21 protein-coding genes are annotated in these 22,447 nt (G+C 66.7%); 9 read left to right on the top strand and 12 right to left on the bottom strand.

Annotation, left to right across the window (positions count from 1 at the left end; translation table 11 throughout):
* Positions 1 to 40: 40 nt before the first annotated feature.
* Both ASD86_RS00920 and ASD86_RS00915 read left to right on the top strand, forming a co-directional pair.
* Positions 41 to 778 carry a CoA transferase subunit A gene (locus ASD86_RS00920; protein ID WP_056105937.1) on the top strand — a complete coding sequence of 246 codons (738 nt, stop codon included), beginning with the start codon at positions 41 to 43 and terminating at the stop codon, positions 776 to 778.
* A gap of 182 nt (positions 779 to 960) precedes the next feature.
* The gene (locus ASD86_RS00915) at positions 961 to 1,593 is read left to right on the top strand and encodes a CoA transferase subunit B (protein ID WP_056105935.1); all 633 of its coding nucleotides are present in this window, start codon (positions 961 to 963) and stop codon (positions 1,591 to 1,593) included.
* 170 nt (positions 1,594 to 1,763) lie between these two features.
* Here the strand turns inward: ASD86_RS00915 and ASD86_RS00910 are convergent, their stop codons facing one another.
* Positions 1,764 to 3,416, bottom strand: coding sequence for an electron transfer flavoprotein-ubiquinone oxidoreductase (locus ASD86_RS00910; RefSeq protein ID WP_056107003.1), 1,653 nt, complete (start codon positions 3,414 to 3,416; stop codon positions 1,764 to 1,766).
* A gap of 238 nt (positions 3,417 to 3,654) precedes the next feature.
* Here ASD86_RS00910 and ASD86_RS00905 point away from each other — a divergent pair, with 238 nt between their 5' ends.
* Positions 3,655 to 4,245: an alpha-ketoglutarate-dependent dioxygenase AlkB gene (locus tag ASD86_RS00905; protein WP_056105934.1), complete on the top strand. Its 591-nt coding sequence runs from the start codon at positions 3,655 to 3,657 to the stop codon at positions 4,243 to 4,245.
* Between the two features lie 94 nt (positions 4,246 to 4,339).
* Here ASD86_RS00905 and ASD86_RS26295 read toward each other — a convergent pair whose 3' ends face one another.
* From ASD86_RS26295 to ASD86_RS00880, 6 genes are all read right to left on the bottom strand, one after another.
* Positions 4,340 to 4,699 (bottom strand): hypothetical protein, encoded by a 360-nt coding sequence (locus ASD86_RS26295; protein WP_157475970.1) that lies wholly within the window; start codon positions 4,697 to 4,699, stop codon positions 4,340 to 4,342.
* A gap of 43 nt (positions 4,700 to 4,742) precedes the next feature.
* Positions 4,743 to 5,384 (bottom strand): ABC-type transport auxiliary lipoprotein family protein, encoded by a 642-nt coding sequence (locus ASD86_RS00900; protein ID WP_056107001.1) that lies wholly within the window; start codon positions 5,382 to 5,384, stop codon positions 4,743 to 4,745.
* Positions 5,385 to 5,521: 137 nt separating this feature from the next.
* Positions 5,522 to 6,451, bottom strand: coding sequence for an MlaD family protein (locus tag ASD86_RS00895; RefSeq protein ID WP_036104772.1), 930 nt, complete (start codon positions 6,449 to 6,451; stop codon positions 5,522 to 5,524).
* Between the two features lie 34 nt (positions 6,452 to 6,485).
* A complete protein-coding gene (locus ASD86_RS00890) occupies positions 6,486 to 7,376 on the bottom strand; it encodes a CPBP family intramembrane glutamic endopeptidase (RefSeq protein WP_056105932.1) in 891 nt (296 codons plus the stop codon).
* The gene (locus tag ASD86_RS00885) at positions 7,373 to 8,245 is read right to left on the bottom strand and encodes an ABC transporter ATP-binding protein (RefSeq protein ID WP_056105930.1); all 873 of its coding nucleotides are present in this window, start codon (positions 8,243 to 8,245) and stop codon (positions 7,373 to 7,375) included. Before ASD86_RS00885 ends, ASD86_RS00890 begins: the two co-directional genes overlap by 4 nt.
* Positions 8,246 to 8,330: 85 nt before the next feature.
* Entirely contained in the window at positions 8,331 to 9,452 is a 1,122-nt protein-coding gene (locus ASD86_RS00880; protein WP_056105928.1) for an MlaE family lipid ABC transporter permease subunit, read from the bottom strand.
* Positions 9,453 to 9,691: 239 nt separating this feature from the next.
* On the opposite strand from ASD86_RS00880, the gene ASD86_RS00875 reads away from it, so the two are divergent.
* The gene (locus ASD86_RS00875) at positions 9,692 to 10,942 is read left to right on the top strand and encodes a threonine/serine exporter family protein (RefSeq protein ID WP_056105926.1); all 1,251 of its coding nucleotides are present in this window, start codon (positions 9,692 to 9,694) and stop codon (positions 10,940 to 10,942) included.
* Positions 10,943 to 11,167: 225 nt separating this feature from the next.
* On the opposite strand, the gene ASD86_RS00870 is transcribed toward ASD86_RS00875, so the two are convergent.
* The 3 genes from ASD86_RS00870 to ASD86_RS00860 all read right to left on the bottom strand — a co-directional run bounded on the left by ASD86_RS00870 (position 11,168) and on the right by ASD86_RS00860 (position 14,524).
* Positions 11,168 to 11,554, bottom strand: a complete 387-nt coding sequence (locus ASD86_RS00870; protein ID WP_056105924.1) for an H-NS histone family protein — start codon at positions 11,552 to 11,554, stop codon at positions 11,168 to 11,170.
* Positions 11,555 to 12,064: 510 nt separating this feature from the next.
* Positions 12,065 to 13,786, bottom strand: coding sequence for a proline--tRNA ligase (locus ASD86_RS00865; protein WP_056105922.1), 1,722 nt, complete (start codon positions 13,784 to 13,786; stop codon positions 12,065 to 12,067).
* Between the two features lie 222 nt (positions 13,787 to 14,008).
* Complete coding sequence (locus tag ASD86_RS00860; RefSeq protein ID WP_235567626.1) at positions 14,009 to 14,524, bottom strand: DUF4124 domain-containing protein; 516 nt, start codon at positions 14,522 to 14,524, stop codon at positions 14,009 to 14,011.
* 110 nt (positions 14,525 to 14,634) lie between these two features.
* Between ASD86_RS00860 and pssA the strand changes: the two genes are divergently transcribed.
* The 5 genes from pssA (at position 14,635) to ASD86_RS00835 (ending at position 18,973) form a co-directional block, all read left to right on the top strand.
* Entirely contained in the window at positions 14,635 to 15,426 is a 792-nt protein-coding gene (gene pssA / locus ASD86_RS00855; protein ID WP_056105920.1) for a CDP-diacylglycerol--serine O-phosphatidyltransferase, read from the top strand.
* Positions 15,423 to 15,860, top strand: coding sequence for a hypothetical protein (locus ASD86_RS00850; RefSeq protein ID WP_056105917.1), 438 nt, complete (start codon positions 15,423 to 15,425; stop codon positions 15,858 to 15,860). The genes pssA and ASD86_RS00850 overlap by 4 nt, the downstream gene beginning before the upstream one ends.
* Entirely contained in the window at positions 15,857 to 16,348 is a 492-nt protein-coding gene (gene rimI / locus ASD86_RS00845; RefSeq protein ID WP_056105915.1) for a ribosomal protein S18-alanine N-acetyltransferase, read from the top strand. Before ASD86_RS00850 ends, rimI begins: the two co-directional genes overlap by 4 nt.
* 216 nt (positions 16,349 to 16,564) lie before the next feature.
* Positions 16,565 to 18,082, top strand: a complete 1,518-nt coding sequence (locus ASD86_RS00840) for a catalase (protein WP_304438420.1) — start codon at positions 16,565 to 16,567, stop codon at positions 18,080 to 18,082.
* Between the two features lie 180 nt (positions 18,083 to 18,262).
* Positions 18,263 to 18,973 carry an ankyrin repeat domain-containing protein gene (locus tag ASD86_RS00835; RefSeq protein ID WP_162253585.1) on the top strand — a complete coding sequence of 237 codons (711 nt, stop codon included), beginning with the start codon at positions 18,263 to 18,265 and terminating at the stop codon, positions 18,971 to 18,973.
* Between the two features lie 91 nt (positions 18,974 to 19,064).
* Here the strand turns inward: ASD86_RS00835 and ASD86_RS00830 are convergent, their stop codons facing one another.
* Positions 19,065 to 19,595: a hypothetical protein gene (locus ASD86_RS00830; protein ID WP_056105911.1), complete on the bottom strand. Its 531-nt coding sequence runs from the start codon at positions 19,593 to 19,595 to the stop codon at positions 19,065 to 19,067.
* A gap of 7 nt (positions 19,596 to 19,602) precedes the next feature.
* Positions 19,603 to 22,368, bottom strand: coding sequence for a valine--tRNA ligase (locus ASD86_RS00825; RefSeq protein WP_056105910.1), 2,766 nt, complete (start codon positions 22,366 to 22,368; stop codon positions 19,603 to 19,605).
* Positions 22,369 to 22,447 lie beyond the last annotated feature (79 nt).

Raw genomic sequence — 22,447 nt, 5'->3', positions numbered from 1 at the left:
CGCAGGCTAAACTGCGCGCATCCCGAAAAGGAGTTGTCCCATGGCCCAGGCCATCGCCGCGACGCCCACCGGCGCCGCGAAGAGCAAGCTGTACCCCAGTGCGAAAGACGCGTTGCAAGGCGTGGTGGCGGACGGGCAGACCCTGGCCGTCGGTGGTTTCGGCCTGTGCGGCATTCCCGAGGCCCTGATCGGCGCGCTGCGCGACAGCGGCGTCAAGGGCCTGACCGCGATCTCCAACAACGCCGGTGTCGACGGTTTCGGCCTGGGCCTGCTGCTGGAAACGCGCCAGATCAAGAAAATGATTTCGTCCTACGTGGGCGAGAACAAGGAATTCGAGCGCCAGTTCCTGTCGGGCGAACTCGAACTCGAGTTCAACCCGCAGGGCACCCTGGCCGAGCGCCTGCGCGCCGGCGGTGCCGGCATCCCGGCGTTCTTCACCCGCACCGGATACGGCACGGTCGTGGCCGACGGCAAGGAGACGCGCGAGTTCGACGGCCATCATTACGTGATGGAAACCGCGCTCAAGGCCGACGTGTCGCTGGTCAAGGCGTGGAAGGCCGATACCGCCGGCAACCTGGTGTTCCGCAAGACCGCGCGCAATTTCAATCCGGCCTGCGCGATGGCCGGCAAGACCTGCGTGGTCGAAGTCGAGGAACTGGTCGAGGTCGGCGCGATCGATCCCGATCACGTGCATCTGCCGGGCATCTATGTCGATCGCATCGTGGTCAACGCCACGCCGGAGAAGCGCATCGAGCAGCGGACGGTACGGGCTGGTTGAGTGGGGCGAGGGTGGGTTGAGCGTTTCGTGGCTGTGGCGTCGATGTTGATCGCCGCGCTGAAGTTGAAACGGTCGTTGCGGCTCGCCTCGTTGTCTTGCTGAAGTCAGAACCATCGTTGTTGCCGACTCTCTTTCTCGTGGTTGTTTTGGCAACCACTTTCGAATCAAAGGAACCGCTACTCATGTCTTGGACCCGCGACGAAATGGCGCAACGCGCCGCGCAGGAACTCACCGACGGCGCCTATGTGAACCTCGGTATCGGCTTGCCGACCCTGGTCGCCAATTTCATTCCCGACGGCATCGACGTGTGGCTGCAGTCCGAAAACGGATTGCTCGGCATCGGTCCGTTTCCGACCGAGGACGAGGTTGACGCCGACCTGATCAACGCCGGCAAGCAGACCGTGACCGCGCGTTCGGGCGCCAGCTACTTCGGCAGCCACGACAGCTTCGCGATGATCCGCGGCGGCCATATCGACCTGGCGATCCTTGGCGCGATGCAGGTCACCGACAAGGGCGATCTGGCCAACTGGATGGTGCCCGGCAAGATGGTCAAGGGCATGGGCGGCGCGATGGATCTGGTCGCCGGGGTCAAGCGCGTGGTCGTGCTGATGGAGCACAGCGCCAAGAACGGCGAACACAAGATCCTGCCCGAATGCACCTTGCCCCTGACCGGCCTGGGCGTGGTCAACCGCATCATCACCGAACTGGCGGTGATGGACGTGACCGAACAGGGCCTGGTGCTGATCGAAACCGCGCCGGGCGTGAGCGACGAGGAACTGCGGGAAAAGACCGGCGTGCCGTTCAAGCGCAACTGAGCGAGCGTTCGTCGAGTGTCGAAAAGCCGCCGAAAGGCGGCTTTTCGTTTATACCCACGGCCGCGCCGGGTGGCCGCGTGCCAGGGCGTTCCTGGCTGCCGTTGCAAGCGCGGCGCAACAAAAAGGCCGCCTTTCGGGCGGCCTTTTTGCATGTTCGCGGATGGGTGCGATTACAGATTCTGGTAATTCGGCCCCGCGCCACCTTCCGGCGTCACCCAGTTGATGATCTCGTACGGGTCCTTGATGTCGCAGGTCTTGCAGTGGACGCAGTTCGCCGAGTTGATCTGCAGGCGCTTGCTGCCTTCTTCCTCGACGATCTCGTACACGCCGGCCGGGCAGAAGCGGGTGCAGGGGTTGCCGTATTCCTCGGCGCATTGGGTGATGCAGATGTTGGTGTCGGCGACCTTGAGGTGCACCGGCTGGTCTTCGTCGTGCTCGGTCGCGGCGAAGTACACCGAGGCCAGGCGGTCGCGCGGCGCCAGGGTGCGGTCGAGGTAATCGCGCTTGGGCTTTTCGGCCTCGCCGAGTTTCTGCAGCGACGACCAGTCCGGCTTGTTCTTCAAGGTCCACGGCGACAGCCCGCCGGTGACGGTTTCCCAGGCGGCGTTGAGCATGCCGAACCACAAGCCCTTCTTGAACGCGGGCTTGATGTTGCGGACCTTCTTGAGTTCGGCCATCGCCTCGGACGCGCGCAGCTTGGCGTCGAAGCCTTCCGCCGCGAGTTCGGCCGCGACCAGATGCTCGGCGGCGAGCATGCCGCTGCGGATCGCCTGATGGGTGCCCTTGACCTTGGGCACGTTGAGCAGGCCGGCGGTGTCGCCGATCAGCAGAGCGCCGGGCATCTCGACCTTGGGCAGCGATTGATAGCCGCCGGTGACGATCGCGCGCGCGCCGGCCGAGACCAGGTTGCCGCCTTCCAGTAGCGGCTTGACCATCGGGTGGTTCTTCCATTGCTGGAAGGCTTCCCACGGTTTGTAGTCCGGGTCGCGGTAATCCAGGCCGCTGACGTAGCCCAGGGCGATGCGGCCCTTGTCCAGGTGATACAGGAAGCTGCCGCCGTAGGTGTGGCTGTCGGCCGGCCAGCCGAAGCTGTGGACGATCTTACCGGGGCTGACCCGGTCCTCGGGCACCTGCCACAGTTCCTTGATGCCGATCGAATAGCCCTGCGGGTCGCTGTCGGCGTCGAGCTTGAAGCGCTTGATCAGGCGCTTGGTCAGATGCCCGCGCGCGCCTTCGGCGAACACGGTGACCTTGGCGCGGATGTCGATGCCGGCGGTGAAGCCGTCCTTCGGCGTGCCGTCCTTGGAGATGCCCATGTCGCCGATGCGCACGCCGGCGACGCGGCCGTCGGGGTCGTGCAGGGTTTCGGCGGCGGCGAAGCCCGGATAGATCTCCACGCCCAGCGCTTCGGCCTGCGGCGCCAGCCAGGCGCACATCGCGCCGAGGCTGACGATCACGTTGCCGTGGTTGTTCATGCCCGGCGGCACCGGCAGCTTGCGCCCGCCGGTCTTGGTCAGCAGCCAGAACTCGTCGTCGGTGGCCGGCACGCAGATCGGCGGCGGGTTGTCGCGCCAGTTCGGCAGCAGCGCGTCGAGCGGGCCGGTTTCGATCACCGCGCCGGACAGGATGTGGGCGCCGATGGTGCTGGACTTCTCGATCACGCAGACCGAGATCTCCGGATTGAGCTGCTTGAGCCGGATCGCGAACGACAGCCCGGCCGGACCGGCGCCGACGGTGACGACGTCGTATTCCATGACGTCGCGTTCGATCTCGATGGCTGGCGTGTCGGACGGCTGGACCGTATCGATCGGCTGTTCGCTCATGCTGGCGGTACTCGTGCGTGCAATCCCGGCATTGTCGCGGGTTTGCGCGGGCGGCGCCATTTCAAACGCCGGCACGGTGAACGATTGAGCTGTTTTAAACGGAACGCGGCCGGTGTTTTGGGCCTTGCGTGGGCCATTGGCGGCGGGGTTTGGGTCCGATCCGGTGCCGCCGACGGGCCCAGCGAACTGTGCAGGAATCGGATCGCGGCGCGCGCCGGACGCGTGCTAGCGTCCGCCCATGCCCTGGACCCGACTGCCGCTGGAAGACGCCGAACTGGCTTACCATCCGAACTGGCTGGACGGGGAGGCCGCGGACGCGCTGTATGCGGCCTTGTTGCAGCAGGTGCCGTGGGAGGTGCATCGCATCCGCCTGTTCGGCCGCGAGCACGATTCGCCGCGGCTGAGCAGTTGGATCGGCGACGCCGACGCGCATTACCGCTACTCGGGCGCCGACTTCCAACCGCATCCCTGGCCGCGGCCGCTGCACGCGGTACGACAGCGGCTGGCCGAGGAACTGGGCGCGCCGTTCAACAGCGTGCTGGCCAATCGTTACCGCGACGGCCGCGATGCGATGGGCTGGCACAGCGACGACGAACCCGAACTCGGCCGCGCGCCGTTGATCGCCTCGTTGAGCCTGGGCGCGACCCGGCGCTTCACCTTCAAACACCGCCGCCGTGAGGGCCTCAAGGGCGAACTGGCGCTCGGCCACGGCAGTGTGCTGCTGATGTCGGGGCCGACCCAGGCCAATTACCGGCACGCCCTGCCGCGCACGGCCAAACCGGTGGGGGAGCGGATCAATCTGACGTTTCGGGTGATCGGGCGGCGGTGAAGGGCGCAGTCCAGGAGGGGATTTCGAAGATGCCCGTATCGCGCGTGGCCTGATACGAAGCGTGCGAAACGCTGTCTCGAACCTGCCGCCACGCTCACTGCCACACGACGGCGTACACGAATATCGGCAGCGTCATGAGACATGCCGTCAGCGCGCAGCGATTGAACCAGTCGCGCCGGCGCGGCCACGCGGCGCCGGCGATGGCGGCCACAGCGGCCAGCAGCAAGGGCCCGAACAGATAGGTGTGGGCATGCAATCGTCTTAGCGTGATGGGATCAAGAGCGAAGTTCTGCTCGTTTACGCCGTATTGGGCCAGGTTCGAGCGAGCGTATCCGGCGATCAGCCAGGCCGTCAGGGTGAGCAAGGCGACGACGCCCAAGCAGACCGTCGCAAGCCACGCGTTTGGCGTGCCGGGCGGTAGCGCGGCCCGTCCGGTTTGGTACGGGTTGTTCATGGCGTCGGACGGGCGCGGGTCAAACCGAATGCCGCGCGGCGACTCAGCGCTTGTGCGTCTTCTCGTGCACGTCGCCCGAGGTCAACGTCCACCCGGCGATCTCGCCGGTGACCGTTTCCAGCGCGCGTCCGAACGCATTGACCACGTCCGGCACCGCGGTGGTCGCGGCCGCTTGCGCCTGCAGGAAGGTGCGCGAAGCGACAACCTTCTGGTCCGAGCTGTGGATCAGCTTGGCGTTGATCTCGATCGTCGCCGACGGCAGCGCCGCGTCCTGGCCGTAGTCGGATTCGAACCGGCGCAGGTCGAGCACCAGCTTGTAGTCCGCGCCGATGCCGCTGCCCTGGCGCGCGACCGCGGCGATCTTGCCGGAGTCCTCGAGCGTGCGCAGCAGCGAATCCTCGATCATGCTGCTCGGCAGCTTGGCCCAGGCCGCGCCCTTGTACACCTGGATCTCGTTGCCGCTCGGACGCACCGCGATGCGCAGGCTGTCGATCATGCGCGCGGCGTTGGGCGCGCTCAGCGACAACTGCCAGTTCGCGCTCGGCCAGCTCGGATCGGCCGGCACGCGCGGATCGGGGGCGTACTGCACGGTCGGCGCCTTGGGTTTTTCGCCGAGGATCGACGAGCAGCCGCTCAAAGCGAATGCGGCCAGCAGGGCGGCGGACAACCACCCGAAGTTACGCACGCGAGCGGAATTCCTGGAAGCGAAACGGCCGCGAGCCGAAATCGCGCAATCCAAATTCTGGTTCATATCCGTCATGCCGATAATCATGTCGTGGCTTTCACCGCGAGCGGCGCCCACCGATAAGTCGATAACCCGCTTCATTTCGGCTCGAACTCCTTGGTCGCATCGCGTCCCAGCAGATACCGGGTCGGGTTGTTGTCCAGGCGATCGCTGATCCGGCGCAGATCGCGCACCAGCGAACGCAGCTCGCTCAGGGTCGGGCCGAGTTGGGCCAGGCCGTCGTTGGCGAAGCTGCCGATCGCGGCGCGGTTGTCGTTGAGGATGCCGTTGGCGCCGGTGGCGGCCGAGTCGAGCTTGGTCAGGGTGCTGTCGAGCTTGTTGATGATGCCCGGCAGCTTGCCGGCGAGTTCGCGATCGACCGTCTCCACCGCCTTGTTGGTGGTGGCCAGGGTCTGGCTGAGCTGTTCGCTGGACTTCTTCGCGTTGGCGATCAACTCGCGCAGGTCGCCGCGTTGGTCGGCGATCGAACTGGTCAGCGATTCGATGTTGGCCAGGGTGTTGGACACGTGCTTGACGTTGTCGTCGCTGAGCACCTGATCCAGGCGCGCGACCAGACGGTTGGCGGTGTCGGCGATGTTCTGCAGCGCCGAGGCCTCGGTCTGGATGATCGGGATGTCGCTGCTGCGTTCGGCGTCGGCCAGCGCCGGGCTGTTGGGGCTGCCGCCGGTGAGCTGGATGATCGGGCTGCCGGTGATGCCGGTCAGCGACAGCTTGGCGCGGGTGTCGGTCTTGATCGGCGCGTCGGCCTGCAGGCGCAGCTTGGCGATGACGCGGCGCGGGTCGTCCGGCGCCAAGCTCAGCTGCTGCACGGTGCCGACCGAGATGCCGTTGTACTGCACGGTGCTGCCTTCCGACAGGCCGGTGACCGGTTCGTTGAAGATCACCGCGTATTCGCGCCAGCTCTTCTCCGAGGAGTACTTGGCCGCCCACAGCGCGAACAGCAGCAGGAACAGCGTCACGATGATCGTGAACGCACCGATGAGGACGTAATTGGCCTTGGTTTCCATCAGGCACCTTCAAGCGATGAAGCGGCAGCCGGCATCATGCCAGCATGGGGTAGGTAAACGCGGTGAAATGAATCAGGTTGAGGCCGAAGTGGGCGAGCACCGCGCCGAGCAGGCCGCCCTTGCGGTAGGCCCAGCCGTAGATCAGTCCGGCCAAGCTGGCCAGCAACACCCAGCGCCAGCCGCCGCCGGCATGCACCAGGCCGAACGCGAGCGCGGCCACGAAGGTCGCGTAGATCGGTCCATGCCGGACCTCGCTCCAGCGCCGCTGCAAGGCGTGTTGCAGATAGCCGCGGAACATCGCTTCTTCGGTCAGCGCCACCAGCAGCAGATTGTTGAGTGCCCACAGCGCGCCGAACGCCGGCCATTTCGGTGCCCAGGCGACCGCGTTCATCGCCAGCGCCAAGCCCAGGCACAGCATCGCGGCGAGCAGCGCGCCGATCAGGCCGGCGGCCAGCGAGGCCGCGACCGGACGGGTGCCGTCGCCCTCGCCAAAGCGACGCAGCAACGGCCAGCACAGCAGCAGCCAGAACCCGGCCAGCGGCTTGTCGAAATTCAGGTACAGCGACATCGGCGCCGCGTCGGGCGTCAGCCGCAGGTCGCTGATGAGTTGCGGGTTGTGGAAGCCGGGCATCAGATGCAGCCCGAGCGCGAACGCGACCAGCACGAACAAGACGTGGCCGGCGATGCGCGCGCCCTTGGCCCGCGCCGGCAATACCAGCCACGCGGCCAGGCCGAGCAGGGCGAACGACAGCAGCGCCAGCGGATCGAATACGCCGCGGATCAATCCCGCGATGGCGACCGCGCCGAGCAGCACGTATACCGCCGAGCGCGCCTTCGGCCACCACAACAGCGCCGCGGCCAGACACAGCACCGCCCAGATCGACACGCTCCACAGCGTATCGGGATGGGCGAGCAATCCGTTCATCGCGCCGGCGCATCCGGCGTCCGCCGACCGGCGTCGTCCACGTTCTTGTCGCGCGCGACCTGCGCGGCGCGCGCGCGCGGGCCGTGGAAATATTCCTGCACCCACGGGTGATCGAGTTTCTCGACCTCCTCGATCGGCGCGCAGGCGATCACCTTCTTGTCGGCGAGCACCGCGATGCGATCGCAGATCGCGTACAGCGTGTCCAGGTCGTGGGTGATCAGGAACACGGTCAGGCCCAGCGCCTGCTGCAGGGTGCGGATCAAGCGGTCGAACGCGGCCGCGCCGATCGGGTCCAGGCCGGCGGTGGGCTCGTCGAGGAACAGCAGCGGCGGGTCCAGCGCCAGCGCGCGCGCCAGGCCGGCGCGCTTGCGCATGCCGCCGGACAGCTGCGACGGCAGCTTGTTGATCGCATCGGCCGGCAGACCCGACAGCTTGACCTTGAGCAGCGCCAGTTCGTAGCGCAGCGAATCGGGCAGGTCGCCGTGGTATTCCTTGAGCGGCACCTGCACGTTTTCGCCTACGGTCAGCGACGAGAACAACGCGCCGTCCTGGAACAGCACGCCGGTGTTGCGTTCGATCTGGCGGCGCATGCGCGGATCGGGATTGCGCGCGTCGATGCCGAGCACTTCGATCTCGCCGGCGTTGGGCTTACGCAGACCCAGGATCGACCGCATCATCACCGACTTGCCGGTGCCCGAGCCGCCGACCACGCCAATGATCTCGCCGCGCTTCACGTCCAGGTCGAGGCCGTCGTGAACGACCTGGTCGCCGAATTGGTTGACCAGGCCGCGGATGCGGATGATCAAGTCGTCGTCGGCTTTGCCGTCGACGACCTCGGGAATCGGGAATCGAGAATCGGGAATCGTCACAGCGACTTCCCCGCGACCGGAACGAGTGCGCACGGACCTCGCCTTTCAACGATTCCCGATTCCCGATTCCCCATTCCCGGCGCGATCACCAGCCCATCTCCATGAACCAGATGGCGAAGAACGCATCGAGCACGATCACCAGCGAGATCGACTGGACCACGCTGGAGGTGGTGCGCTCGCCGACCGACTGCGCGGTGCCCTGGACCTGCAGGCCTTCCAGGCAGCCGATCAGGCTGATCAGCAGGGCGAAGATCGGCGCCTTCGACATGCCGACCAGAAAGTGGCGCAGCTGCATGGTCTCGTGCATGCGCGCGAGGTATTGCTGCGGCGGAATGTCCAGGCCGTAGGCGCCGACGGTCAAGCCGCCGAGCAGGCCGGCGATCATCGCCACGAACGTCAGCAGCGGCAGCATCACCAGCAGCGCCAGCACGCGCGGGATCACCAGCAGGTCGATCGGGTCCATGCCCAGGGTGCGGATCGCATCGACTTCCTCGCGGCTGACCATCGCGCCGATCTGCGCGGTGAACGCGCTGGCGGTGCGGCCGGCGAGCACGATCGCGGTCAGCAGCACGCCGAACTCGCGCAGGAAAGCGATGCTGACCAGTTCGACCACGAAGATGGTCGCGCCGAAATCCTTGAGGATGGTCGAGCCCAGGAACGCCACCACCGCGCCGACCAGATAGCACAGCAGCGCGATCAGCGGCACCGCGTCGAGGCCGACCTGTTCCATGTGATGCACGGTCGCGGTCGGGCGGAAGCGGCCCGGGCTCTTGAACAGCCGCAGCATCTTGACCAGGGTTTCGCCGAAGAAGGCGACCAGGGCCAGCACTTCCTTCCAGTTGTCGGTGACCGCATAGCCCAGGCGCGCGAGCGCGGCTTCGAAGCCGTACTCGCGCTTCTTCTTCGGCCGCTCGTCGGCCACGTCCTCGATCGCGCTGACCAGCGCGCGGTGGCTTTCGTGGAAATTGAACGCGGCGTCGAAGTCGAGATCGTGGCGGCGCGCATAGCGCATCAGCTGCAACACGCCGACCGAATCGAGCCGCTCGACCCCGCTCGCGTCGACTTCGGTGGTGCCCTCGGGCGCCTGCTTGAGCGTCTCGCCGATGGCGACCGCATGTTCGAGGGTCCAGCATCCGGAAAGGCGTAGCCGCGAAGGCGTGGAGCCATCGGCGGTGAGTTCCGGTGCGTGCGTGGTCGATAGGGTCATAGGGCCTCGGCGGGAGGATACAGGCTAGGGATGACGAGGTGAGGGCTGCGTGGATCGGGCTGGGGCCGCCTGAAATCGGGTGTGTGGGAAGTTGGAATCGAAAACGCCTCGTCGTGTCGGTTTCTCGGCACTTCCGATTCGCCATCCCCGATTCCAGATTCCCGGCTTCCCGCCTTTTCCCTTAACCCCGGCGCGAGCCCGCTGCCCAGCGACGCAATCGCGTGCCATGCTTTCCGACTATGTCGACCCCGCATCCGCTCAGTGCCGCCAGCTACGCCGCCCGCATCGCGTTCGTGGTCGAGCTGGCCGAGCGTCTGCACAGCTACGGCACCACCGCGCAGCGGCTGGAGGGCGCGGTGAGTTCGGTGGCGCAGAAACTGCGCCTGGAGTGCGAGCCGTGGTCGAACCCGACCGGCCTGATCCTCACCTTCAGCGATCCCAACCGGCCGCTCGGCGACAGCGACACCACCCGGGTGATCCGGCTGCCGCCCGGGGAGAACGACCTGTACCGGCTCAGCGAAACCGACCGCATCGCCGAGGAGGTGATGGCCGGCCGACTCGATCTGGCCGCCGGCCACGCCGCGCTGGAGACCCTCGACCGCCCGCGCAGCCTGCGCTGGCGCTCGATGCAGGTGATCGCTTACGGCCTGGCCGCGGGCGCGGTCGCCAGCCTGTTGCGGCTACCGTGGCTGGACATCGGCGTGGCCGCGATCAACGGTTTGATGATCGGCCTGCTGGTCGACATCTCCGGCCGCCGGCCGCGGCTGCGCGAGGCGCTGGAGGCGATCGCCGGCATGTTCGCCGCGCTGACTGTGTTGCTGGTCGCCAATTTCATCGCCCCGCTGAACCAGAACACGGTGATCATCGCCTCGCTGATCGTGCTGCTGCCCGGTCTGGCGCTGACCAACGCGGTCAACGAACTGACCAGCCAGCATCTGGTGTCGGGCACGGCGCGTTTCGCCGGCGCGGTGACCACGGTGGTGAAACTGGCGGTCGGCACGGTGATCGGGCTTTACCTGGCCGATCTGGTCGGGCTGGAGCCGGTGGTGCGCGCCTCGCGTCCGCAAGCGCCGTGGGTCGAATGGGGCGGGCTGGCGGTGGCGTCGTACGCGTTCGCGGTGCTGTTTCGCGCCCACCGCGGCGATTACCTCAAGGTCATGGCCGCGGCCGCCGGCGGTTATCTGATTTCGCGTTTCGTCGGCCTGGCCTGGGGCAGTCCGGCGGGAATCTTCCTCGCCGCCCTGGTCATGACCGCGCTCGGCAATGCCTACGCGCGCTGGGGCAACCGGCCGGGGGCGATCATCCGCGTGCCCGGGATCATTCTGCTGGTGCCCGGCAGCGTCAGCTTGCGCGGGCTGCTCACGATGATCCAGCAGCAGGACGTCAACGTCGGCCAGGACGCGGTGCTGGCGGTGCTCAATATCCTGCTCGCGCTGATCGCGGGGCTGATATTCGGGAATTTGCTGTTGCCGGCTCGGCGGAATTTGTGAGGGGCCGGGATTGGGGATTGGGGATTTGGGATTGGCAAGAGCGAGAGCGGTCGCGGCCAAGGCACTGCCTATGACTTGGCTTTTTGCGGATCCCTAATTCCGGCTCCAAGCCTTTGATCTGGCTTTTGCGAATCCCTAATCCCTAATCCCGAATCCCCAATCCCGGCTCCAATGAAAACGCCGGCTTAAGGCCGGCGGTTTCGTCGATTCTGGTTTTCAGTCCCGTTACTTGATCAGGAAATCTTCCAGCTTCTTGCCCTGCGCGGTGTAGGCGGCCAGCCAGCGCGGCTGCTTGCCGCGGCCGGTCCAGGTTTCGCCGGTGTTGGCCGGGTTCTGGTATTTCGGCGCGACCTTGCCCAGCGGCTTGCGCGCCTTGCGCGCGGCCGGAGCGGCCTTGGTGGCGGCCTTGCTCGCCTTCGGTCCGCGGGTCGCCGGAGCGGCGTTGCCGAACAGCTCTTCCAGGGTGTAACCCTCGGTCTTGAGCAGGGTGCTGATTTTCTTGCGCACGGCCGCGATGGGTTTGCGCTTGTTCAAGGTGGTCTTGCGCTTCTTGGCCTGGCTGATCAGGGATTCGAGTTCTTTCGCGGACAACGTGGAGAGATCGATCGACATGTAGCCTCCGGGGAGTATGGTCGGAAATGACGGCCAGTCCCTGGCGCGCGGCAGCATAGTAAGGGCAGGGAAGTCTGCCGTAAATGCGCCGGAAGATATACACGAATATCGACCGCTAAAGCCAGTGGCGCGCGCGCGGGAATGTGTGGCCGCGCAAACGGTTTAAACAAATATGTGCAAGCGCGGGCGTCGTCCCCCGTCGCCGAGGCTTGCGTGGCGAGGGTTTGGGTCGATTGCATGAGGTGGCGGGCGCGGACCGGACTCGCCGATCGAGCGCGCGGGATTACGGCGCTGTTTGAAACGACCTATCGAAACGCGGGTTATCCAAACGCGTTTGCAACCGGCGCGGCTCGAGTATCGGGCCTATATACCGAGGTTTTTCGAAGTAGGCACGAAACGTGCTTGGGGTGGTGCGAAACTTCGGGCGTCGCGATTACCCCGCCGCCGCGGGCGGGGTAATCGGACATATCGTCGCCGTGCTCGTCGGCGGTATCGCCGCCGCCGCCGGGCTTACTGCGACAGGCCGCCGATCCGGGCCAGGACCGCGGCGCGGTCGAGATTCTCCGCTTCGCTGGCGCGGCGGTGGCGGTATTCGAAACTGCCCGCGGCCAGGCCGCGTTCGGACACCACCACGCGGTGCGGCACGCCGATCAGTTCGATGTCGGCGAACATCGCGCCCGGGCGCAGGCCGCGGTCGTCGAGCGCGGCGTCGACGCCGGCCTTGACCAGGTCTTGGTACAGCGCCAGCGCGGCCTCGGCCACGGCCGGGTCGTTCTTCGGGTTGATCACACACACCACCGCCTGCCACGGCGCCATCGCCTCGGGCCAGGCGATGCCGGCGTCGTCGTGGTTCTGCTCGATCGCCGCGGCGACGATGCGCGACACGCCGATGCCGTAGCAGCCCATGGCCGGGGTGGTGGCCTTGCCGGTGTCGTCGAGCACGGTCAACTTCATCGCCTCGGCGTACTTGCGGCCGAGCTGGAACACGTGGCCGACCTCGATCCCGCGCGCGATGCCCAGGCGGCCCTGGCCGTCGGGCGAGGGATCGCCGGCGACTGCGTTGCGGATGTCGGCGACCTCATTGGGTTCGGCCAGATCGCGGCCCCAGTTGACCCCGGCGAGGTGGTAGCCGTTTTCGTTGGCGCCGACCACGAAGTCGGCCATCGCCGCGACGCTGCGGTCGGCGATCACGCGGATGGTCTTCGCGGGCTTGACCGGACCCAGGAAACCAGGCTGCGCGCCGAGGTGTTCGACGATCTCGGCCTCGGTGGCGAGGCGATACTCGGCCAGGCCGGCGAGCTTGGACAGCTTGATCTCGTTGATCGCGTGGTCGCCGCGGACCAGGGCCAGCGCGAATTGCGGCTTGCCGTCGGCGTCGCTGCCGACGATGGCGATCGACTTGACCGTGCGGGTCAGGGCGATGCCCATCAGCGCGGCGACGTCCTCGCAGGTCTTCTGGGTCGGCGTGTCGACCTTGCGCAGGTCCTCGCTCGCGGCCGCGCGCGGGCCCGGCGACACCGCTTCGGCCAGCTCGACGTTGGCGGCGTAATCCGAGCCGTCGGAGAACGCGATCGCGTCCTCGCCTGAATCGGCGAGCACGTGGAACTCGTGCGAGGCGCTGCCGCCGATCGCGCCGGTGTCGGCGAACACGGCGCGGAACTTCAATCCCAGACGGGTGAAGATGCGGCCGTAGGTGTCGTACATGTTCTGGTATTCGCGACCGAGGTCGGCGTCGGTGACGTGGAACGAGTAGGCGTCCTTCATCAGGAACTCGCGCGCGCGCATCACCCCGAAGCGCGGACGGATTTCGTCGCGGAACTTGGTCTGGATCTGATAGAAATTGACCGGCAGCTGCTTGTAGCTGGCCAGTTCGTTGCGGGCGAAGTCGGTGATGACTTCCTCGTGGGTCGGGCCGAAGCAGTACCACGCTTCCTTGCGATCCTTGATCTTGAGCAACTGGCCGCCGAATTTCTCCCAGCGCCCGGTTTCCTCCCACAGCTCCTTGGGCTGCACCGCCGGCATCAGCACTTCGATCGCGCCCGCGGCGTTCATCTCCTCGCGCACCGCGCGCTCGACCTTGCGCAGCACGCGCAGGCCCAGCGGCGACCAGGTGTACAGGCCGGCGGCGAGCTTGCGGATCATGCCGGCCTTGAGCATCAGCTTGTGGCTGATGATTTCGGCTTCGGCGGGAGTTTCCTTGCTGGTGTGGAGATGGAAGTGCGACAGGCGCATCGGCAGGGGTTCGCGGATGGGGAAAGCGAACAGTTTGCCAGTTGGGGCCGGGATTCGGGATTTGGGATTCGGGATTGGCGGGTTTTCGCCGTGGCGGACAGGGCGCGCGCAAACGAAAAACGCCGGATCGCCCGTGAGGACGACCCGGCGTCAGATCATCGAGTCGGATCGGTCGCGAGCAAAACCCGCCGTGACCAATCCCGAATCCCTAATCCCGGCTTCTCAGCTCTCCGCCTGCTTCTGCGGCGTAGGCCGCGGCGACGGCGAGGAACTGGCCGCGGGCGTGGCGCCGGGCGTGGCCGGGGCCGCGGCGGTGCAATTGACCCGGATCTGGGCTTCGGCGAGCTGGACCTGGGCGGCGCGCTGCTGCGCATCGAGCACGCCGTCGGCCTTGCCGTCGCCGTTGCTGTCCATGCCGACCGCGGCCGCGCTCTGCAGCTGCTTGAGGTTGGCGCGCGCGCCGGCGCACTGAGGGTTCTCGCCCGGCGCGGCGGTCGTGGCGGTCTGGGTCGGGGTGCCGGTGCGGTTCTGGATCACCCGGTTCTTGACCCCGGCCTGGCCCTGTTCGGGCGGCGGCGAGTCGGAGTAGTGGGTGACGCCCTTGGCGTCCTTCCACTGGTACAGCTCGGTGGCGGCGGCCGGCGCGACGGCCAGCAGCACCAGCAAAGCGGTCGGAACGGCGCGCAGGCCCAGCGCCGACAAGGCGCGGCGGGCGGAATAACGGGAGGTGCAGGACATGACGAGGCTCCGGAACGGGGCTGGCGGAACGAGCGGAAACTACGGTACAGCGGGGGATGCGAGATTGCAGCATCCTGCTCGGGCGCAGGCAAGCGCTACACTTCCCAGTTATGGAACCTCAACCCACGCCCCGCCCGCGCGGACGCGGCATCTATTTGCTGCCTAATTTGTTCACCACCGGCGGCCTGTTCGCCGGTTTCTACGCGATCATCGCCGCCACCCAGGGCCGTTTCGACGAGGCCTGCATGGCGATCTTCATCGCCGCGATCCTCGATGGCGTCGACGGCCGGGTCGCCCGGCTGACCAACACCCAGAGCGAATTCGGGGTCCAGTACGACTCGCTGGCCGATCTGATCAGCTTCGGCCTGGCGCCGGCCATGGTCATGTACCACTGGGCGCTGATCTCGACCAAGCTCGATGGGGTGATCCCCGGCAAGATCGGCTGGGTCGGCGCGTTCCTGTACGCCGCCTGCGCCGCGCTGCGCCTGGCGCGCTTCAATTCCCAGGTCGGCCAGGTCGACAAGCGCTGGTTCATCGGCCTGGCCAGTCCGGCCGCGGCCGGACTGGTCGCTAGTTTCGTGTGGACCTGCCACAGCTTCGACCTGGATGGCGAGCGCTTGCGCTACGCCGCGCTGACGCTGACCGTGATCGCCGGGCTGCTGATGGTGAGCCGGCTGCGCTATGTCAGCTTCAAGGGCAGCGGCCCGCGCAACGACCGGGTGCCGTTCCTGGCGGTGCTGATCGTGGTGGTGGTGGTGGTCGCGATCGCGATCGACCCGCCGCGCGTGTTGCTGGCGATCTTCGCGCCGTACGCCTTGTCTGGCCCAGTCCAGGCGCTGTGGCGCCGCATGCGTCGCACGCCGCAGGAGCCGCCGCCGCCCAGCCCCACCGGTGCGCCATGAGCGGGCTGTGGAGCGCGCAGCAGCGCGAATGGCTGCAGGCGATGGGGCATACGGTGATGAGCCTGGCCGGCAGCGAGCCGCCGGCCGAGGCGCCGATTGCGAATGCCGCGTCCGCCGATTCGGCCCGCGGCGCCGAGCCGGACGTGCGTGGATCGCAGCCGGCGCGCGAGCGCGTGGGGTCCGAATCCGTCGCGCCCGAACGTGGCGCATCCGAACGTGCCGCGGCCCACTCCGGCCAAACCGCGCCGCGCGCCGCGAACGCTGGCGACGACACGCCGACCTTGTTGCGCAACCTGCTGCGCGCCGCGCGCCGCGCCGCCGGCGATGCGCAAGTGCTGGCGCTGTTCGATCCGTCCTTGCGCGGCAACGCCGCGGCCAAGCGCGCGCTGTGGCCGCAGTTGCGCAAGCTGCGACGCACGGATAAGCGCGGATGAGCGCGCAGGCGTCGGAGTTCGATCCCGCCGCCGCGCCCCGCGCGTTGCGGCCGATGCGCGAGGACGACCTCGAACTCGTCCACGCCATCGAGATTCGCGCCTACGAATTCCCCTGGACCCCGGGCATCTTCCGTGACTGCCTGCGCGCCGATTACCCAGCCTGGGTGTTGACCGAGAACGAGCGCATCGTCGGTTACTTCCTGATGAGCCTGGCCGCCGGCGAAGCGCACGTGCTCAACGTCTGCGTCGCGCCCGAAGCGCATGGCCACGGCTTCGGCCGCAAGCTGCTGCGCGCGTTGCTGCATGTCGCGCGCGGCCGCGGCGCCGAGCGCGTGTTCCTGGAAGTGCGGCCGTCCAATCCCGGCGCGATCGCGCTGTACCACAGCGAGGGTTTCAACGAGATCGGCCGCCGCCCGCGCTATTACCCGGCACGCGGCGGACGCGAAGACGCTTTGGTGATGGCGATCGAACTATTGCCGAGCGAGTGAGCGCGCTCGATCCGCGCTCGAACGTGCGCGCGGTCATGCTTCGATCCATGCCGCGAATGCCGAAGACGCGCGAACGGTGATCGGGTTCGCGCAATGACGCCTACCGAATAGCCGACGGCTATCGCTGCCATCCAAACAAACGATTTTTCCCGATCGCATGCCTGTAGGACGCTGCCGCGCAGTCCCCACAGAGCCATGCCCATGCCCCATCGCAGTTTGATCGCGGCCTTCGTTTCCGCGCAGTTGCTTCTCTCCGGCGCCGCCTTCGCCCAGGCCGCGCCGCCCCTGACGCGCGACAACGGCGCGGTGGTCGGCGACAACCAGAACTCGCAGACCGCCGGCGCCGACGGCCCGGTCCTGCTGCAGGACGTGCATCTGATCCAGAAGCTGCAACGCTTCGATCGCGAACGCATCCCCGAACGCGTGGTGCATGCGCGCGGCACCGGCGCGCATGGCAGCTTCACCGTCACCGGCGACATCTCGCAATACACCCGCGCGAAAGTGTTCCAGCCCGGCGCCACCACGCCGGTGTTCGTGCGCTTCTCCACCGTGATCCACGGCAACCATTCGCCGGAAACCCTGCGCGATCCGCGCGGTTTCGCCACCAAGTTCTACACCAGCGAAGGCAACTGGGACCTGGTCGGCAACAACCTGCCGGTGTTCTTCATCCGCGACGCGATCAAGTTCCCGGACATGGTGCATTCGCTCAAGCCCAGCCCCGACACCAATGTGCAGGACCCGGCGCGGGTGTTCGATTTCTTCTCGCACGTGCCCGAAGCCACCCAGATGCTGACCCGGGTGTATTCCGATTACGGCACCCCGCGCAGCTATCGCGAGATGGACGGCAACGGCGTGCATGCCTACAAGCTGGTCGACGACAAGGGCGGCTACGTCTATGTCAAATTCCACTGGGACAGCCGCCAGGGCGAGCACAATCTGTCCGGCGCGCAGATCGCCTCGGTGCAGGGGCGCGATTTCAATCATCTGTCCAATGACTTGATGAAGGCGATCGAGCGCGGCGACTACCCCAAGTGGGACCTGTACGTGCAGATCCTCAAGCCCGATCAGCTCGATCAATTCGCGTTCAATCCGCTCGATGCGACCAAGGTCTGGACCGGCGTGCCCGAGGTCAAGGTCGGCACCATGACCCTGGACCGCAACCCGGCCAACATCTTCCAGGAAACCGAGCAGGCCGCGTTCGCGCCGGCCAATCTGGTGCCGGGCATCGAACCGTCGGAGGATCGGTTGCTGCAGGGCCGCATGTTCTCCTACGCCGACACCCAGTTGTATCGCGTCGGCACCAACGTCAATCAGTTGCCGATCAATGCGCCGAAGGTCGCGGTCAACAGCAACAATCAAGATGGCGAGCACAACAGCGGCGCGCGCAGCGGCAAGGTCAACTACGAACCCTCGCGCATCCAGCCCAAGCCGCAGTCCGATGCCGGGCGTTACAGCGCCTTGCCGCTGAGCGGCGCGACCCAGCAGGCGCGCATCGCCAAGACCTTGAACTTTCGCCAGGCCGGCGAGTTCTACCGCTCGCTGTCGGCCGACGAACGCAAGAGCCTGATCGCGAATCTGGCCGGCGACCTGGGCCAGGTGCGCGACGAGACCACGATGTACACGATGCTCTCGTACTTCCATAAGGCCGACGCCGATTACGGCACGCGTCTGGCGCAGGCGCTCAAGCGCGATGCGGCCAAGGTGAAGACCTTGTCGGATGCGTTGAGCGACTGATCGTTCGCGACATTCCGGCGCGAGGATCGGGCCGCCGCGCGTCCCGATTCATCGCTCCGGGTGGACCTCAAGCTTGCGCGCGTTGCTTACGCGCTTACATCACTTCCGCAACGCCGCATCCTTCGCGATGCGGCGCATCGAACCGGCGCGGCCGCGATGGCTGAGCGCCTGGAGACTTTCATGAATTTCATGTTGCTGAAACTCCCGGCAGGCGCGCTGCTTGCGTTTGCGATCGTCGCGGTGCCCGCGTTCGCGCACGATCCTGCGGGGCCGACTCAAGCCGCGGCGGCTGGCGCGCACGCGAACCCGCATGCCGCGACGCAACCCGATCAGGGCCATGCCGCGCCCACGGCTCATGCCACGCCCGCGATTGATTCGTCCCCGCTCGCGGCCCAGGACCTGAGTCGTTACCTGTTCGACGCCGCCCGCGCCGGCGATGTCGAGGTGCTCAAGTCGCTGCTGGCGCGCGGCGTGCAGGTCGATGCGCGCGACGAACGTGGTTCGACCGCGTTGATCCTCGCCGCGTACTACGGCAAGGCCGATGCGGTGCGGACCTTGCTGGACGCCGGTGCCTCGCCGAACCTGGGCGACAGCGCGCGCGGCAATACCGCGCTGATGGGCGCGTTGTTCAAGGGCGAGATCGAAAGCGCCAAGCGTTTGCTCGCGGACCCGCGCACCGATGTGAATGCGCGCAACGCCGCCGGCCAGACCGCGGCGATGTTCGCGGCCTTGTTCGGCCGCGCCGATCTCGTCGAGGCCTTGGCCGCTCGTCAGGCCGATTTCGCCCTCACCGATGCCAGCGGCGCCACCGCCGAAGCGCTGGCGCGCACGCAGGGCAATGCGGCATTAGCGGATCGGTTGGCCGCGTTGAGTCGGAAGCGGGGCGGCTGAAATTCGGGGAGCGGGATTCGAAAGCGGTGAGGGCCAACGCAGCGCGCAGTGTGGCGAGGCGCGCCAACAACGCTGAATGTCGCCGCGCCCTTCAAACCGAATAGAGTTCTGCCGGAAGGCCATTGAACGCCGGCCCGGCCATCGACGCGCCTTCGAGCGAGTCGACCTGATCGAGTGCCTGGCTGACCGCATTGACGATCGACGCGCGCGTGGCGATGGCGCGGAAACGATCACGCGGTCCGTCGTGATACATGCGTGTCGCCGCGACCGCGGCCAAAGCGAACAAAGGTTCGAGTTCGCACGGAATCGAACGCCATCCGCCGTCGGCGGTTTGCGCTGAAAAGGTCCGCGGCAGTTCCATGCCGGCGCAGTTCGGGATATGCGCGACCAGCACCAGACCGAAGGCCTCGGGAATCACGTCGACCAGCCGGCGCGCGGTCAGCGGATGCCCGGCCAACGCGAGCATGTCGGCTTCGATCGCGCTGTCCGTGCGTTCGCCGTGGCCGAACACCTCGATGGCCGACGCGACCAGTTCGGGTGTCAGCGCCAGCGGCGGCAGCGGGCCGTCGCCGCGCCCGTTACCGCCACGGCCCTTGAACCAGGCCAGCAGACGTCGCGGCACGCGCCGCTCAGCCCAGCTTCGCGCGCTGCGCGGTCAGCCCTTCAAGCTGCACGTTCCAGTCGACCAGACGCTTGCGCTCCTGTTCGACCACCGCCGCCGGTGCGTTCTGCACGAAAGTCTCGCTCGACAGCTTGCCGCGGCTCTTGCCGATCTCGCCGTCGATGCGCTTGATTTCCTTGTCCAGGCGCACGCGCTCGGCATCGAGCTTGTCGGCTGGCAGCGGCACCAGCAGGGTCAGCTCGCCGACCACCGCGGGCGCGGCCGGCGGCGTCGGCGCGCCGTCGTCGACGAACTCGATGCGGTCGATCTTGTTGAGGAACTTGAGCTGCGAGGCGAAACGCTCGGCGCGTACGCGATCAGACGCATCGCCGTTCACCAGCAACAGGCTCACGAAGTCCGAGGGCTTGACGTTCAACTCGCTGCGCACCTTGCGCAACGCCGACACCATCGCCTTGAGCCATTCGATGTCGCTTTCGGCCTGGGCATGGTCGCCGTCGAATTCGGACGCTTGCGGATACGGACGCAGCATCACCGTGGTTTCGCTGATACCGAGCTTCGGCGCGACCTGCTGCCACAGTTCCTCGGTCACGAACGGGATCAGCGGGTGCAGCAGCGACAGCAGGCGCTCGAGCACGTACAGCAGGGTGTGGCGGGTGCTGTCGGCGGCAGCGGCGTCCTCGCCTTGCAGCGCCGGCTTGGACAGTTCGACGAACCAGTCGCAGAACGCGTTCCAGGCGAATTCGTACAACGACTGCGCGAGCAGGTCGAAGCGGTAGGCGCTGAAATGCGTTTCCGCTTCGGCCGAGGTCTTGGCCAACTGCGCCAAGATCCAGCGCTCGGCGTCGGTCTTCGGTTGCGGCGCGCCGTTGAAACTTGCGCCTTCGGTGTTCATCAACACGAAGCGCGTAGCGTTCCACAGCTTGTTGCAAAAATTCTTGTAGCCCTCTGCACGGCTCAGGTCGAACTTGATGTCGCGGCCATGCGTCGCCAGCGCGGCGATGGTGAAGCGCAGCGCATCGGCGCCGAACGCGGGAATGCCGCCGGGGAATTCCTTGCGCGTGGCTTTCTCGATCTTCTCGGCGTGCTTGGGATTCATCAGGCCGGTGGTGCGCTTGTCGACCAGGTCTTCCAGGGTGATGCCGTCGACCAGATCGATCGGATCGAGCACGTTGCCCTTGGACTTGGACATCTTCTGGCCGAACTGATCGCGCACCAGGCCGGTGATGTACACGTCCTTGAACGGAATCTGCCCGGTGAAGTGGTCGGTCAGCATGATCATGCGGGCGACCCAGAAGAAGATGATGTCGAAACCGGTGACCAGCACCGACGACGGCACGAAGCGCTCGAACCCGCGCGCACCCATCGTCGCCTCATCCGGCCAGCCCATCGTACTGAACGGCCACAGGCCCGATGAGAACCAGGTCTCCAGCACATCGTGGTCCTGCTGCAATGCGACGTCCGCGCCGATGCCGCCGCGCGCGCGCGCATCGGCTTCGTCGCGACCGACGTAGATCTTGCCGTCGGCGTCGTACCACGCCGGAATGCGATGGCCCCACCACAGCTGGCGGCTGATGCACCAGTCCTGGATGTTTTCCATCCAGTGACGGTAGGTGTTGATCCAGTTCGGCGGGACGAAACGGATATCGCCCTTCTCCACAAGCTCCAGGCCACGCTTGGCCAGACCGTCCATCTGCACGAACCACTGGTCGGTCAGATACGGTTCGATCACCTGATTGGTGCGGTCGCCGCGCGGCACCTGCAGCTTGTGCGGCTTGGTTTCGACCAGGATGCCTTCGGCTTCCAGATCGGCAAGCACGACCTTGCGCGCTTCGTAGCGATCCAGGCCGACGTATTTCGCCGGCGCGTTGTCGTTGACCGCGGCGTCGGGAGTGAAGATGTTGATCATCGGCAGGCCGTGGCGCTGGCCGACCGCGTAGTCGTTGAAGTCGTGCGCGGGCGTGACCTTGACCACGCCGGTGCCGAACTCGCGATCGACATAGCTGTCGGCGATGATCGGAATCTCGCGCGCGCTCAGCGGCAGGGTGACGGTCTTGCCGATCAGGTGCGCATAGCGCTCATCGTCCGGATGGACCATGACCGCGGTATCGCCGAGCATGGTTTCCGGGCGCGTGGTCGCGACCACCAGGGTGGCGCTGCCATCGCTGAGCGGGTAGGCGATCGACCACAGGAAGCCGTCTTCTTCTTCGTTGATCACTTCCAGGTCGGAGATCGCGGTCTTGAGCACCGGGTCCCAGTTGACCAGGCGCTGGCCGCGGTAGATCAGGCCTTGCTCGTGCATGCGCACGAAGGCTTCGATCACCGCGTTCGACGCGATCGGGTCCATGGTGAACACCGAGCGCGACCAATCGCCGGAGGTGCCCAGGCGGCGCATCTGCCGTTCGATGGTGTCGCCGGACTGGCCCTTCCACTCCCACACTTTCTCGATGAAGCCGTCGCGGCCCAGACCGTCGCGGGTCAGGCCGTCGGCGCCGAGATTGCGCGCCACCACCATCTCGGTGGCAATGCCGGCGTGATCGGTGCCCATCTGCCACAGCGTGTCGTAGCCGCGCATGCGGTGGTAGCGGATCAACGCGTCCTGCAGGGTGTGCTGGAACGCATGGCCCATGTGCAGGGTGCCGGTCACGTTCGGCGGCGGCAGCAGAATGGAGTAGGGCTCGCCCTCGCCGCGCGGCTTGAATACGCCGCTGCTTTCCCACTGTTCGTACAGGCGGGTTTCGAACTGTTTGGGGTCGTAGCTGGGGGCGAGGGACATGAGGGCAGGGATTCGAGATTGGGGATTCGGGATTCGGAAGATCAAGAGCAGGGCCGGGTGGTTTTTCGAATCTCGAATC

This window comes from Lysobacter sp. Root690 (genome assembly GCF_001427785.1).
Taxonomy (GTDB): domain Bacteria; phylum Pseudomonadota; class Gammaproteobacteria; order Xanthomonadales; family Xanthomonadaceae; genus Lysobacter.
Note: the sequence above shows the minus strand (reverse complement) of the source record. Positions and strands in the feature narration are given on the sequence as shown.

What these genes read in the sequence shown, in the direction of transcription:
- ASD86_RS00875 (WP_056105926.1), top strand. Translation starts at nt 9,692, where the DNA reads ATGTCGACCCCGCATCCGCTCAGTGCCGCCAGCTACGCCGCCCGCATC.
- ASD86_RS00860 (WP_235567626.1), bottom strand. Translation starts at nt 14,524, where the DNA reads ATGTCCTGCACCTCCCGTTATTCCGCCCGCCGCGCCTTGTCGGCGCTG.
- ASD86_RS00825 (WP_056105910.1), bottom strand. Translation starts at nt 22,368, where the DNA reads ATGTCCCTCGCCCCCAGCTACGACCCCAAACAGTTCGAAACCCGCCTG.
- ASD86_RS00870 (WP_056105924.1), bottom strand. Translation starts at nt 11,554, where the DNA reads ATGTCGATCGATCTCTCCACGTTGTCCGCGAAAGAACTCGAATCCCTG.
- ASD86_RS00865 (WP_056105922.1), bottom strand. Translation starts at nt 13,786, where the DNA reads ATGCGCCTGTCGCACTTCCATCTCCACACCAGCAAGGAAACTCCCGCC.
- ASD86_RS00910 (WP_056107003.1), bottom strand. Translation starts at nt 3,416, where the DNA reads ATGAGCGAACAGCCGATCGATACGGTCCAGCCGTCCGACACGCCAGCC.
- ASD86_RS00890 (WP_056105932.1), bottom strand. Translation starts at nt 7,376, where the DNA reads ATGAACGGATTGCTCGCCCATCCCGATACGCTGTGGAGCGTGTCGATC.
- ASD86_RS00880 (WP_056105928.1), bottom strand. Translation starts at nt 9,452, where the DNA reads ATGACCCTATCGACCACGCACGCACCGGAACTCACCGCCGATGGCTCC.
- ASD86_RS26295 (WP_157475970.1), bottom strand. Translation starts at nt 4,699, where the DNA reads ATGAACAACCCGTACCAAACCGGACGGGCCGCGCTACCGCCCGGCACG.
- ASD86_RS00835 (WP_162253585.1), top strand. Translation starts at nt 18,263, where the DNA reads ATGAATTTCATGTTGCTGAAACTCCCGGCAGGCGCGCTGCTTGCGTTT.
- ASD86_RS00905 (WP_056105934.1), top strand. Translation starts at nt 3,655, where the DNA reads ATGCCCTGGACCCGACTGCCGCTGGAAGACGCCGAACTGGCTTACCAT.
- pssA (WP_056105920.1), top strand. Translation starts at nt 14,635, where the DNA reads ATGGAACCTCAACCCACGCCCCGCCCGCGCGGACGCGGCATCTATTTG.
- rimI (WP_056105915.1), top strand. Translation starts at nt 15,857, where the DNA reads ATGAGCGCGCAGGCGTCGGAGTTCGATCCCGCCGCCGCGCCCCGCGCG.
- ASD86_RS00920 (WP_056105937.1), top strand. Translation starts at nt 41, where the DNA reads ATGGCCCAGGCCATCGCCGCGACGCCCACCGGCGCCGCGAAGAGCAAG.
- ASD86_RS00895 (WP_036104772.1), bottom strand. Translation starts at nt 6,451, where the DNA reads ATGGAAACCAAGGCCAATTACGTCCTCATCGGTGCGTTCACGATCATC.
- ASD86_RS00915 (WP_056105935.1), top strand. Translation starts at nt 961, where the DNA reads ATGTCTTGGACCCGCGACGAAATGGCGCAACGCGCCGCGCAGGAACTC.
- ASD86_RS00850 (WP_056105917.1), top strand. Translation starts at nt 15,423, where the DNA reads ATGAGCGGGCTGTGGAGCGCGCAGCAGCGCGAATGGCTGCAGGCGATG.